The sequence below is a fragment of the Geodermatophilus sp. CPCC 206100 genome, assembly GCF_048569675.1.
Lineage (GTDB): Bacteria > Actinomycetota > Actinomycetes > Mycobacteriales > Geodermatophilaceae > Geodermatophilus.
In genome coordinates, this window is record NZ_JAQISV010000048.1 from 1 (window position 1) to 13,054 (window position 13,054).

The window sequence follows — 13,054 nt, forward strand, 5'->3', positions numbered from 1 at the left end:
GCCGGCCGCGGCCGGGCCCGGGTGGCGGCCGCGGGCGTCCTCGACGCGCTGCGCGGAGCGGGCCTCGCCCCCCGCGTGCTGCCCGCCGTCACGCGCGCCGACGCCGAGCGGCAGGCCGCCGCGGCCGTGGCCGGCGGGACCGCCGCGGTGGTCGCGGTCGGCGGGGACGGCGCCGCGCACGCCGCACTGCAGGCCGTGGCCGGCACCGGCGTCCCGCTGGCCGTCGTCCCGGCCGGCACCGGCAACGACCTGGCCCTGGCGCTGGGGGTCCCGCGTGACCCGGCCGCCGCCGCACGGGCCGCCGCGGCCGACCTGCTCGCGGGGGAGGCCGCCGCGATCGACGCCGGCCGCACCGGCGACCGGTGGTGGGCCACCGTGCTGTGCTGCGGCTTCGACTCGGCGGTCACCGACCGGGCCAACCGGCTGCGCTGGCCGCGCGGCCCCCGCCGCTACGACGTCGCGATCCTGGCCGAACTGGCCCGGCTGCGCCCCCGCGAGGTGACCCTCGACCTGGACGGGACGACCCGGACCCTGCCGGTCACCCTGGTCGCCGTCGGCAACACGCCCTGGTACGGCGGCGGGATGCGGGTCTGCCCGGCGGCCGACCCCGCCGACGGCCGGTTCGACGTCACCGTCGTCGGGCCGGTCAGCCGCCGGGAGCTGGTCCGGACCCGGCCCCGGCTGACCGCCGGCACCCACGTCGAACACCCCGCGGTGAGCGTGCACCGCGCCGCCCGCGTGCGGCTGGCGGCGGCGGGGCTGACCACCTACGCCGACGGGGAGCCGGTCGCCCCGCTGCCGGCGGAGAGCGTCTGCGTGCCCGGCGCGCTGGCCGTCGTCGGCACCGGCCGCTGAGCCCTTCGGCCTGCCGGCAGGGTCCCACCGCGAGCCCACGAGTGGTGGGGGGCCGGGAGGTCCTTACTGTGGAGGCATGTCCAGCCCTGCGGAGCGGTACGCGGCCGCCCGGCGGCGCAGTGCCCACCCCACGCTGGCCGACTTCACCGCCGAGCTGTCCTTCTCCCTCGACCCGTTCCAGGTGGAGGCGTGCGAGGCGCTCGAGGACGGCGCCGGCGTGCTGGTGTGCGCGCCGACCGGCGCCGGGAAGACCGTCGTCGGCGAGTTCGCCGTGCACAAGGCGCTGGCCGAGGGCCGCAAGGCCTTCTACACGACCCCGATCAAGGCGCTGTCCAACCAGAAGTACGCCGACCTGGTCGAGCGCTACGGCGAGGACCGCGTCGGGCTGCTCACCGGCGACAACGCCGTCAACGGGGACGCGCCGGTGGTCGTGATGACCACCGAGGTGCTGCGCAACATGCTCTACGCGGAGTCCCCGGCGATCTCCGGCCTCGGCTACGTCGTCATGGACGAGGTGCACTACCTGGCCGACCGCTTCCGCGGCGCGGTGTGGGAGGAGGTGATCATCCACCTCCCGCAGTCGGTGACTCTGGTGTCGCTGTCGGCGACGGTGAGCAACGCCGAGGAGTTCGGCGACTGGCTGGTCACCGTCCGCGGCCACACCAAGGTCGTGGTCAGCGAGATCCGGCCGATCCCGCTGTGGCAGCACATGCTGGTCGGCAACCGGGTGTTCGACCTGTTCAGCCTGCGCCCGGCCGCGCACGCCGCCGAGCAGGGCGACACCCCGCGCGTCCAGTCCACCCGCGAACGGGGCGCCAGTGTGGTCGACCCCGAGCTGGTGCGGTTCGTCCGCGAGTACGAGCGGCGGATCGACACCTGGGGCGGCGGCAACGGCGGGTCCCGGCGGGAACGGGACTGGCACAAGCCCCGCTACAAGCCGCCGGCCCGGCCCGACGTCATCGAGCGGCTGGACCGCGCCGGACTGCTGCCCGCGATCACGTTCGTGTTCAGCCGCAACGGCTGCGACGCCGGCGTCGACCAGTGCCTGCGGTCCGGGCTGCGGCTGACCGACGAGCACGAGCGCGCCGAGATCGCGCAGATCATCGACGAGCGCACCGGCTCGCTGCCGGAGGAGGACCTGCACGTCCTCGGGTTCTGGGAGTGGCGCGAGGGCCTGATGGCCGGGATCGCCGCGCACCACGCGGGACTGGTGCCGGCGTTCAAGGAGACCGTCGAGGAGTGTTTCGTCCGCGGCCTGGTCAAGGCGGTGTTCGCCACCGAGACCCTCGCCCTGGGCATCAACATGCCCGCCCGCACCGTCGTCCTCGAGCGGCTGGTCAAGTGGAACGGCGAGGCGCACGTCGACGTCACGCCGGGGGAGTACACCCAGCTCACCGGCCGGGCCGGCCGCCGCGGCATCGACGTCGAGGGGCACGCGGTCGTCGTCTGGGCCCCGGGCATGGACCCGTCGATGGTCGCCGGGCTGGCCAGCACCCGCACCTATCCGCTGCGGTCGTCGTTCCGGCCCAGCTACAACATGGCGGTCAACCTGGTCGGCTCCTTCGGCCGGGCCCGCGCCCGCGAGCTGCTGGCCTCCTCCTTCGCCCAGTTCCAGGCCGACCGGTCGGTGGTGGGCCTGGCGCGGGCGGCCGCGCGGCACGAGCAGGACGCCGAGCGCTGGGCGGCGGAGATGCACTCCGAGGGCGGGGACGTCGGCGGCTACGCCTCCCTGCGCCAGCAGATCGCCGACCGGGAGAAGGAGCTGTCCCGGGACTCCCAGGCCAAGCGCCGGATGGAGGCCGGGGAGGCGCTGGCGGCGCTGCGGCCCGGGGACGTCATCCGGGTGCCCTCGGGGCGCCGGCAGGGGCTGGCGGTGGTGCTGGACCCCGGGGTGACCGACCTCGCCGAGCCGCGCCCGCTGGTGCTCACCGAGGACAAGTGGGCCGGGCGGCTGGGCGCGGTCGACTTCCCGACGCCGGTGACCGCGCTGGCCCGGGTGCGCGTGCCCAAGAACTTCAACCACCGCAGCCCGCACGCCCGCCGCGACCTCGCCGCCACCCTGCGCACCGCCCGGGTGGAGAACGACCTGGGCGCCCGCCGGGTCAAGCAGCGCTCGGCGGCCGCCGACGACCCGGTCCTGCACGACCTGCGGCGGGCGCTGCGGGCGCACCCGGTGCACTCGCTGCCCGACCGCGAGGAGCGGGTGCGCGCCGCAGACCGGTGGCTGCGGGCCCTGCGCGAGGCCGAGGCCACCCACCGGAAGATGGCCGAGCGCACCGGCTCGCTGACCCGCCAGTTCGACCGCACCTGCGACGTCCTCGAGGAGCTGGGCTACCTGGTGCCCGAGGTGGCCCCGCTGGTGCCCGCCGACACCGAGGCGGTGCCGGTGACCGACGACGTCCCGGTGGTCACCGCCGACGGACGGCGGCTGGCCCGCATCTGGTCGGAGGCCGACCTGCTCGTCGCCGAGTGCGTGCGGGCCGGCGTGTGGCGGGGGCTGGGCCCGGCCGAGCTCGCCGCCGTCGTCTCCACGGTGGTGTTCGAGGCGCGCCGGGACACCCCCCACCAGGCCGCGGTGCCCGCGGGCAAGGTGGGCGCCGCCATCGCCGAGATGCGCGGCATCCGGGCCCGCCTGCAGGACGTCGAGCTGGCCCACGGCGTCCCGGCCGGCCGCGACCTGGACCTCGGCTTCGCCTGGGCGGCCTACCGCTGGGCGGACGGGCAGAGCCTGGACCGCGTGCTGGCCGGCGCCGAGCAGGCCGGCACCGAGCTGTCCGGCGGGGACTTCGTGCGCTGGGCGCGGCAGCTCATCGACCTGCTCGACCAACTCGGCAAGAGCGCCGACGACCCCGTCGCCGGCACCGCCCGCAAGGCCGTGGAGCGGGTGCGCCGGGGTGTCGTGGCGGTCGCGGTGGGCGGCTGAGCTGCGGTGTGGGGCGCCGGTGGGACCGTGTCCGTGGTGCACAATCCCCAGCGCCGCCGGCACGGTCGGGTCGGGCGGCGGACAGGCGAGCGGGAGCGACGATGAGCAACCCACCTCAGGGTGGCGACCAGCCGGAGCCGTACGGCCGGCCCGGGCCGCCCCCGCCGACGGGACCGTACGGCCGGCCCGCGCCCGGGGGCTATGGCGGGCCGCCGCCCTCCCCTCAGCAGCCCGGCGGGTACGGGCCGCCGGGCCCGCAGCAGTACCCGCCGCCGGGACCGCCGTACGGAGCCCCCGGCCCGTACGGGCAGCCGCCGTACGGGCCGCCCGGCCCCTACGGGGCACCGGGTCCCTACGGGCAGCCGGGTCAGCAGCCGCCCTTCGGCGGTCCGCCCGGGTACGGACCGGGCCAGCCCCCGTTCGGGGGCGCGACGGCGCCCCGCCGGTCGCGGCTGCGCCTCTACCTGGGCCTGCTCACCCTGGCGGCGCTGATCGGCCTGGCCGTGGTCCTCGCCCGGGTCATGGGTGACACCGTCCTGGACCGCTCGGCCGTCGAGCGCGACGTCGCGGCGCAGTTCGAGGAGCGGGCGGGCGTGCCGATCGACGTCCGGTGCCCGGCGGAGATGGTCGTCGAGTCCGACGCCGTGTACGAGTGCTCGGGCACCACGGAGGACCGCGAGGACCTCACCCTGCAGATCCGGATCACCAACGTCGTCCTGGCCGAGTACACCTGGGAAGAGGTCTGAGCCCGGGCGTCAGGCGGGCCAGCCGAGGGCGGCGCCCAGCCGCGCCACGGACGACTCGAGGCCGTGCGCGGCGGCCAGGGACGCCAGCGCGTCCGGATCGGCCGGGCGACGGGGCAGCTCGTCGGCGAGCTGCGGCAGGTCGATGTCGCGGGCCACGGCCACCACGACCGGCGCCGCGTCGAGGTACGCGGCGCCGGCGGCCAGCTTCTTGAGGACGGCGGCGGTCAGCGGCGCCTTCGGGACGACGGTGCGCGCCGCCGCGGCCCGGATGCCGGCGAGGTCGCCGAACTCGGTGATGAGCGCCGCCGCCGTCTTGGCGCCGACGCCGGACACCCCGGGCAGCCCGTCGCTGGGGTCGCCCCGCAGCACCGCGAAGTCGGCGTAGGCGCGGCCGGGGATGCCGTACTTCGCCGTCACCGTGGCCTCGTCCACGTACTCCAGGTCGGTGATCCCGCGGGCGGTGTAGAGCACCCGCACCGACCGCTCGTCGTCCACCAGCTGGAACAGGTCCCGGTCGCCGGTGACCACGTCCACCGGCCCCTCGGCCCGGGTGGCCAGGGTGCCGATGACGTCGTCGGCCTCGTAGCCGGGTGCGCCCACGCGCGCGATCCCGGCCGCGGCGAGCACCTCCACCAGCACCGGGACCTGCGGGCCCAGCTCGTCGGGCGTCTCCTCACCGCCCTCCGGCGCCACCCGGTGCGCCTTGTAGGACGGCAGCGCCTCGACCCGGAACGCCGGCCGCCAGTCGTCGTCCCAGCAGGCCACCAGCCGCTCGGGCCGGTGGGCGGTCACCAGCCGGGCGGTCATGTCCAGGAAGCCGCGGACGGCGTTCACCGGGCGCCCGTCGGGCGAGGTGACGCTGGTGGGCACGCCGTAGAAGGCCCGAAAGTAGAGGCTGGCCGCGTCCAGCAGCATGGTCGTCACAGCCCGCGACCGTAACGGCAGGGAGCAGTTCCGGTGCGCGTGGATAGTCTGCCGTCCGTGTCCTCCTCCTCCCCGCCCGGACCGCTGGTGACCGTCGACCGCCTGCGCACCGCCCGCGAGGTGGCCGACGAGCTCGGGATCGACCTGCTGGTCGTCACCCCGGGTTCCGACCTGCGCTACCTGTGCGGCTACAACGCCCACGCGATGGAGCGACTGACCGCGCTGGCGGTGCCGCGCCGGGGGGAGGCGTTCCTCGTCGTCCCGCGGCTGGAGGCCCCCATGGTCGACGCCGGGCCGGCGGGCGGCCTGGGGCTGGAGGTGCTGGCCTGGGACGAGACCGACGACCCCTTCGCGCTGCTGGCCGCCGCCGTCACCGCCCGGCTCGGGTCCGCGCCGGCCCGGGTGGCCGTCGGGGCCCGCACCTGGGCCGAGCACGCCCTGGGCGTCCAGCGGGCGCTGTCCGGGGCGGCCCTCGAGCTGGCCGGCCCGGTCGTCGACCGGCTGCGGATGGTCAAGACGCCGGCCGAGATCGCCGAGCTGGCCGCGGCCGGTGCGGCGATCGATCGGGTGCACGCGCGGATGGGGGAGTGGCTGCGGGTGGGGCGCACCGAGGCCGAGGTGGGTGCCGACATCGCCGCCGCGATCCTCGCCGAGGGGCACGTCGGGGTGGACTTCACGATCGTCGGCTCCGGGCCCAACGGCGCCAGCCCGCACCACGAGCTGTCCGACCGGGTGGTGGCGGCCGGCGACCTGGTCGTGGTCGACATCGGCGGGGAGACGGCCACCGGGTACCGCTCGGACTGCACCCGCACCTACGCGGTCGGGGCGGCGCCGGGAGCGGAGGTCGCCGAGTGGTACGCCGTCCTGCAGGAGGCGCAGGCGGCCGCGACCGCCGCCGTCCGGCCGGGGGTGACCGCCGAGCAGGTGGACGCCGCGGCCCGCGAGGTGATCGCCGCCGCCGGCTGGGGGGAGTACTTCATCCACCGCACCGGGCACGGCATCGGGCTGGACACCCACGAGGCGCCCTACATCGTGGCGGGCAACGACCTGCCGCTGCGCCCGGGGATGGCCTTCTCCGTGGAGCCCGGGATCTACCTGCCGGGCCGGTGCGGCGCGCGCATCGAGGACATCGTCGTCTGCACCGAGGACGGCGTCGCGACGCTCAACGAGGGCCGCCGTGAGCTCGTCGTCGTCGCCGGCTGAGCCCGGCGGGGCGGCGTCGTCCGCGGACGTCGACCGCGCGCTGCTGGCCGCCCTCGCCCGCGACGGCCGGGCCAGCTACACCGAGCTGGCCGAGCGGGTGGGGTTGTCGGTGTCGGCGGTGCACCAGCGGGTGCGCCGGCTGGAGCAGCGCGGCTTCATCACCGGCTACCACGCCAAGATCGACGCGCCGTCGCTGGGGCTGGGGCTGACCGCGTTCGTGTCGATCACGCCGATCGACGTCGCCCAGCCCGACGACGCACCCTCCCGGCTGGCGCACCTGCCCGAGATCGAGGCCTGCCACTCGGTGGCCGGGGTGGAGAGCTACATCCTCAAGGTGCGGGTCGCCTCGCCGGACGGGCTGGAGACGCTGCTGCAGAAGATCCGGCTGGCGGCCAACGTCACCACCCGGACGACGGTGGTGCTCTCCACCTTCTACGAGGACCGCCCGCCGCTCTAGCCCGCGCTGCCTGGACACCGACTCGAACGTGTGTTCGGATGACGGCATGCGGTGGGACGGGCAGCGGCTGGACGCCGAGGAGCCGGCGACGCTGCCGGGCATGCCGACGATGCGCGGGCTGCTGCGCAGCGTCGAGGTGCCGGAGTTCCCGGGCGTCACCTTCCACGAGGTGCGCAGCAAGAGCGCGCTCAACGAGGTCCCGGACCCCTCGCCCATGCCGTTCCGCTGGACGATCAACCCCTACCGGGGCTGCTCGCATGCCTGCGTCTACTGCCTAGCGGGGGACACGGCCATCCTCATGGCCGATGGCCGGCAGAAGGCGATCGCCGACCTGCGAGTCGGGGACCGGATCGTCGGCACCGAGGTGCGGGGGTCGTATCGGCACTACGTGACGACCGAGGTGCTCGCACACTGGTCGACGGTCAAGCGGGCGCATCGGGTGCGGCTGGCGGACGGCACGGAGCTCGTCGCCAGCGGCGACCACCGCTTCCTCACCGGCCGCGGCTGGAAGCACGTCACCGGCGCGATGGCCGGACGGGACCGTCGTCCGTACCTGACGACGAACGACGAGCTCCTCGGTTTCGGGTGTTCGGCAACGGCGCCGGCGGCCTGCGCGGACTACCGCCGTGGCTACCTGACCGGGATGGTGCGTGGAGATGCCAACCTGGCGGTGTACCACTACGAGCGCGCCGGGCGGCGGCACGGAGACCAGCATCGGTTCCGCTTGGCGCTGGTCGACCCGCAGGGACTGGACCGCACCCAGGAGTACCTGGCCCTGGAGGGCATCCGCACCGCCCGTTTCGAGTTCAGCCCTGCCACGGACCGGCGACGGGCGATGGCAGGGATCCGGACGTCATCGGCGGCGTCCGTGCGGGGCATCTCGGAGCTGGTCGCGTGGCCGGAGCAACCGGCTGAGGCGTGGCACCGGGGGTTCCTCGCGGGCGTCTTCGATGCGGAAGGGAGCCGCAGCCGCCACGTGCTCCGCATCAGCAACGCGGCCGACGACATGCTGGAGCGGACGCAGCTGGCCTTCGCCCACTTCGGGTTCGACGCGGTGCTCGAGGACCGCGGCCTCGCCAACAGGGTGCGCTCGGTCCGGCTGCGCGGAGGACTACGCGAGCACCTGCGCTTCATCCACCTGGTCGACCCCGCGATCCGCCGGAAGTGCGCTGTCGTGGGCACGGCGGTGAAGAGCGACGCGGACCTCCGCGTGGTCGGCATCGAGGACCTCGGCCTGGAGATGCCGATGTACGACATCACCACGGGGACCGGCGACTTCGTCGCGAACGGGGTGATCAGCCACAACTGCTTCGCCCGCGGGACGCACAGCTACCTGGAGCTGGACACCGGGCGCGACTTCGACAGCCAGGTGGTGGTGAAGACCAACCTGGTCGAGGTGCTCCGCCGGGAGCTGGCGCGGCCGTCCTGGCGGCGCGAGCACGTCGCGCTCGGCACCAACACCGACCCCTACCAGCGGGCCGAAGGCCGCTACCGGCTGATGCCCGGGGTGATCGGCGCGCTGGCCGCGTCGGGGACGCCGTTCTCCGTCCTGACGAAAGGCACCCTGTTGCGCCGGGACCTGCCGCTGCTGGCGGCGGCCGCCCGCGACGTGCCGATCGGGCTGGGCGTGTCCCTGGCGATCGGGGACGACGAGCTGCACGCCTCGCTCGAGCCCGGGGTGCCCAGCCCGCGGGCGCGGCTGGAGCTGGTGCGGGCCGTCGCCGACGCCGGCCTGTCCTGCGGGGTGTTCCTCGCGCCGGTGCTGCCCGGGCTCACCGACCGGCTGGCCGACCTCGACGCGACGCTCGCGGCGATCGCCGAGGCCGGCGCCAGCGGGGTCACCGTCGTGCCGCTGCACCTGCGGCCGGGCGCCCGGGAGTGGTTCTCCGCCTGGCTGGCCCGCGAGCACCCGCAGCTGGTGCCGCGCTACCGGCAGCTCTACCGCCGCGGCGCGTCGGTCGACCCCGAGTACCGGCGCTGGCTGGCCGGCCGGGTGGCGCCGCTGCTGGCCCGGTACGGGCTGGACCGGCAGTCCGGCGGCGGCGCCCGCGGCACCGACACGCCGGCGGGCATCCCGGGGGACGCGGACGCCGACTTCCCGGCCGGCAGCCTGCCGGCGGCGCCGGGTGGCGCGCCCCCGCCTCCGACGCGACCGGGCCGGAGCGCGGCCGCGCCCGCCGAGCAGCTGACCCTGGGATAGCGCTCAGCCGGCCATCCGCGCGGACCGGGCGACGGTGCGCAGCGCCCGGACCGCGCCGCGGGCGCTGACCGGGGGAGCGCCCCCGGCCAGCGCCAGGCGGCGGAAGGAGTCGTAGGAGAGCGTGAGGTAGGCCGCGGCCAGCGCCTCGGTCGCGTCCCGGCGGGACGGCGGCGCGGTGAGCCGCAGGGAGTGCGCCGTGCGCACGGCGTGCTTGGCGAAGGTCACCTGCAGCGCCTGGGAGGACAGTTGCCCGCCGACGGCCGAGGCCAGGCCGGGGCCGCGGCGCAGAGCCGGCAGCACCCAGGGGCTGGCGGCGAGGGCGGGGAAGCGGGCGCGGGTGGCCTCCCAGGCGTGCCAGGCCGACACCGCGCCGGGGACCGACCACTCGCCGTCGTCGGTGGACACCAGCAGCCGGCGGGCGGTCGCGTGCACCTGCTCGCGGCGCAGCGCCCGGAACTGGCCGATCGTGCCCGGCCAGTTCAGCGCCAGCGCGCACCAGGCGACCGTCCGCAGGTGCTCGGGCGCCTCCGACCGGATCTGGGTGAGCGGCGCGAGGTCCAGGGTGGGCGGCTCCGGCTCGGGGGTGCGCACCGAGGGCAGCGCGACGCCGCCGTACCGGGCGACCTTGCTGTAGAGCGCGACGGTCGCCGGCTTCCAGCCGCGGGCGGCGGCGATGGGGTCCAGCCCGTCCTCGGCCAGCTGGTCGGGCCCGAGGCCCAGCTCCAGCGCGGCGTCCACCAGCCGGCGCCACTGCGGCTCGTAGCCCTCGGGCGGGCGCAGGCGGCGCCACGACCGCACGGCGGGAGGGATCGGCATCGACGGCAGCGGGGGCTGCCAAGCACCCGTCATGCCGTCAGTCTACCGTTATCCCCAACACATTCGCGCCCCGATCTCGTGGTCACCTGCTCCCTCCGGGTGCCGGCGCCTGCGGCGCCGGAGCAGCGACGCGCGAGGCCCGCGGTGCCGGACCAGCCATGGGTACGGGACCGGCAGGACCCGTACCCATGGCTGACTCACTTGGGCATAACGGAGGAGTCCACGCCGTCCTGTCGCGCGCCGTACCGGCGGTGGTGATCATGGGCGGGTGCGGACCGTGGGCGTGGAGGAAGAACTGCTGGTCGTCGACCCCGCCGGACGGCCCGTGCCGCTGGGCCCGGCCGCGCTGGAGGTCGCCGCCCGACGGGGGGAGGGCGAGACGGTCGCGGAGCACGACCGCGGCGGACGCGGACCCGGCGCCGCGCCGCCGGCCGATCATGCCGGACCCGGCGCCGCGGACGGCGACGACCCGCGGGGCGGGCTCGTGCCGGAGCTCAAGGCGCAGCAGCTGGAGTTCGCCACCCGCGTCTGCGCCGACCTCGCCGACGTGGCCGCCGACCTCCGCTACTGGCGCAGCCGGGCCGACGCCGCCGCCCGCAGCGTCGGTGCCCGCGTCGCCGCCCTCGCCAGCTCCCCGGTGGAGGTGGAGCCGGTGACCACGCCGGGGCAGCGGTACACCGAGATGGCCGACACCTTCGGGCTCACGGCGCTGGAGCAGCTCACCTGCGGCTGCCACGTGCACGTCGCGGTGGACGACGACGAGGAGGGGGTCGCCGTCCTCAACCGGATCCGCGGATGGCTGCCGGTGCTCACCGCGCTGACCAGCAACTCCCCGTTCTGGCTCGGCCGCGACAGCGGGCACGCCAGCTTCCGCTCCCAGGCCTGGAACCGCTGGCCGTCCGCCGGCCCGAACGAGCTGTTCGCCGACGCCGCGCACTACCACCGGCTGATCGCCGACCTGGTCGCCACCGACACGATCGTCGACACCGGGATGGTCTACTTCGACGCCCGGCTGTCCGAGCGCTGGCCGACCGTCGAGGTGCGCATCGCCGACGTCGCCCTGCACGCCGAGGACGCGGTCACCCTCACCGGCCTGGTCCGCGGCCTGGTGGAGACCGCCGCCCGGGACTGGCGGGCCGGCGTCCCGGCGCCCGACGTGCGCAGCGAGGTCGTGCGGGTCGCCGCCTGGCGGGCCGGCCGCTCCGGGACGACCGGCGACCTGGTGCACCCCGCCACCGGCCGGCCCGCGCCGGCCGCCGACGTCGTCACCGCCCTCCTCGACCACGTCCGGCCGGTGCTGGCCGACGCCGGCGACGAGCAGCGGGTCGCCGACGGCGTCGCCTCCGTGCTGCGCCGCGGCACCGGCGCGGACTTCCAGCGCCGGGTGCACGCCGAGACCGGCGACCTGGCCGCGGTGGTGCGCGCCGCCGTCGAGGAGACGCAGCGCTGACCGGGGCCGCACCCGGACCGGCCGGTTATCGTCCGCCCATGTACACGGCGAGCTGGCGCGACGTCGTCCGCGGGAACCTGTTCGGGCCGCGGCCGGACCCCCGCGACCTGCCCTACCGGCTGGTCATCCGGCTGGCGCTGGTGGTGTTCCGGCTGTTCCGCTTCCGGTTCGACGTCCGCGGCGGCGAGCACCTGCCCGCCACCGGCGGCGCGATCATCTGCAGCAACCACGTCAGCTACCTGGACTTCACCTTCCTCGGGCTGGCCGCGCTGCCGCAGCGGCGGCTGGTGCGCTTCATGGCGAAGGCGTCGGTGTTCGCGCACCGGTTCTCGGGCCCGTTCATGCGCGCGATGCGGCACATCCCGGTCGACCGCCGGGCCGGTGCCGCCGCCTTCGAGGCCGCGCTGCGGGCGCTCAAGGACGGCCACCTGGTCGGGGTGTTCCCCGAGGCCACGATCAGCAGCAGCTTCCGGGTCAAGGAGCTCAAGGCCGGCGCGGCCCGGATGGCGATGGACGCCGGCGTGCCGGTCATCCCGGCCGCGGTGTGGGGCGGGCAGCGGATCGCCACCAAGGGACACCCCGTCGTCCTACGGCGGGACGTCGCGGTCACCGTGGTGCTGGGCGAGCCGCTCGTGCCGGAGCCGGGGGAGCGGCCGCAGCAGCTGCTGCGGCGGATCCGGGCCGCGATGGAGGCCCTGGTCGACGAGGCGCAGCGCAGCTATCCGCAGCAGCCGGCCGGCCCGGAGGACCGCTGGTGGCTGCCGGCCCACCTCGGGGGGACCGCCCCGACGCCGGAGGAGGCCGAGCACCTGGACTCGCACGACGTGCGCGGCACCCGCCAGAAGCTGCCGCGGCCGCACCCGGTGGTCCGCCTGCGCGCCCTGCTGGCCCGCCGCCGCCCCCGCTGACAGGCCAGGCGACCGACCGGCTACTCGACGACAGCGGGCGCCATCCGCCGGAAGACCTCCAGCTCCACGTCGTACCAGCGCCGCATCCGGCCCAGCGGCTGCATGCCCAGCCGACGGCAGACCGCCAGCGACCGCGCGTTGCCCGGCCGGACGACGGCGTAGACCTCGGGCAGGCCGGCGGCGAAGGCCCGCTCCACGACGACGCGCGCGGCCTCCGTGGCGTAGCCGTGCCCCCAGCAGTCCGGGTGCAGGTGCCAGCCGACCTCGACCTCGCCGACGCCCTCGGGCAGGGGTTTGAGCAGGATCGTGCCGGCCACCACGCCGGTCGACCGGACCTCCGCCGCCCACACCCCGGCCCGCTCCCCGGTCGCCGACACCGCGGCCCAGCGGGCCACCAGCTCGATCGGCGACACCGACGGCCGGCCGCCCAGCCAGCGGGTGACCTCGTCGCGCCCGTAGAGGTCGAGCAGCCGGCCGAGGTCGTCGCGGCCGGTGGTCCACGGGCGCAGCCACAGCCGCGCGGTGGACAGGACCCCGGCGGCGGTCATCTGACCTGGATACCGCCGACCGCC

11 protein-coding genes are annotated in these 13,054 nt (G+C 76.2%); 8 read left to right on the top strand and 3 right to left on the bottom strand.

Going from position 1 to position 13,054, the window contains the following annotated elements:
• The 3 genes from PGN05_RS20400 to PGN05_RS20410 all read left to right on the top strand — a co-directional run.
• A partial coding sequence (locus tag PGN05_RS20400; protein WP_419754402.1) for a diacylglycerol kinase family protein occupies positions 1-855 on the top strand: 855 nt, incomplete at its 5' end.
• A 76-nt stretch (positions 856-931) separates the two neighbouring features.
• On the top strand, positions 932-3,778 hold the full coding sequence (locus PGN05_RS20405) for a DEAD/DEAH box helicase (protein WP_419754403.1): 2,847 nt from the start codon (positions 932-934) through the stop codon (positions 3,776-3,778).
• A 101-nt stretch (positions 3,779-3,879) separates the two neighbouring features.
• Positions 3,880-4,524 carry a DUF4333 domain-containing protein gene (locus PGN05_RS20410; protein WP_419754404.1) on the top strand — a complete coding sequence of 215 codons (645 nt, stop codon included), beginning with the start codon at positions 3,880-3,882 and terminating at the stop codon, positions 4,522-4,524.
• A 9-nt stretch (positions 4,525-4,533) separates the two neighbouring features.
• Here the strand turns inward: PGN05_RS20410 and PGN05_RS20415 are convergent, their stop codons facing one another.
• Positions 4,534-5,439, bottom strand: coding sequence for a 5'-3' exonuclease (locus tag PGN05_RS20415; protein ID WP_419754449.1), 906 nt, complete (start codon positions 5,437-5,439; stop codon positions 4,534-4,536).
• Between the two features lie 66 nt (positions 5,440-5,505).
• On the opposite strand from PGN05_RS20415, the gene PGN05_RS20420 reads away from it, so the two are divergent.
• From PGN05_RS20420 to PGN05_RS20430, 3 genes are read left to right on the top strand one after another with little or no spacing between them, the layout of a single operon-like run.
• Positions 5,506-6,651: a M24 family metallopeptidase gene (locus PGN05_RS20420; RefSeq protein ID WP_419754405.1), complete on the top strand. Its 1,146-nt coding sequence runs from the start codon at positions 5,506-5,508 to the stop codon at positions 6,649-6,651.
• Entirely contained in the window at positions 6,626-7,108 is a 483-nt protein-coding gene (locus PGN05_RS20425; RefSeq protein ID WP_419754406.1) for an Lrp/AsnC family transcriptional regulator, read from the top strand. Before PGN05_RS20420 ends, PGN05_RS20425 begins: the two co-directional genes overlap by 26 nt.
• A gap of 46 nt (positions 7,109-7,154) precedes the next feature.
• Complete coding sequence (locus tag PGN05_RS20430) at positions 7,155-9,308, top strand: intein-containing Rv2578c family radical SAM protein (RefSeq protein ID WP_419754407.1); 2,154 nt, start codon at positions 7,155-7,157, stop codon at positions 9,306-9,308.
• Positions 9,309-9,311: 3 nt separating this feature from the next.
• Here the strand turns inward: PGN05_RS20430 and PGN05_RS20435 are convergent, their stop codons facing one another.
• Positions 9,312-10,157 (bottom strand): hypothetical protein, encoded by an 846-nt coding sequence (locus tag PGN05_RS20435; RefSeq protein WP_419754408.1) that lies wholly within the window; start codon positions 10,155-10,157, stop codon positions 9,312-9,314.
• Between the two features lie 235 nt (positions 10,158-10,392).
• Here PGN05_RS20435 and PGN05_RS20440 point away from each other — a divergent pair, with 235 nt between their 5' ends.
• Positions 10,393-11,574 carry a glutamate--cysteine ligase gene (locus PGN05_RS20440; RefSeq protein ID WP_419754409.1) on the top strand — a complete coding sequence of 394 codons (1,182 nt, stop codon included), beginning with the start codon at positions 10,393-10,395 and terminating at the stop codon, positions 11,572-11,574.
• 38 nt (positions 11,575-11,612) lie between these two features.
• Positions 11,613-12,482 (top strand): lysophospholipid acyltransferase family protein, encoded by an 870-nt coding sequence (locus PGN05_RS20445; protein WP_419754410.1) that lies wholly within the window; start codon positions 11,613-11,615, stop codon positions 12,480-12,482.
• Between the two features lie 20 nt (positions 12,483-12,502).
• On the opposite strand, the gene PGN05_RS20450 is transcribed toward PGN05_RS20445, so the two are convergent.
• Complete coding sequence (locus PGN05_RS20450; RefSeq protein ID WP_419754411.1) at positions 12,503-13,030, bottom strand: GNAT family N-acetyltransferase; 528 nt, start codon at positions 13,028-13,030, stop codon at positions 12,503-12,505.
• Positions 13,031-13,054: the final 24 nt, after the last annotated feature.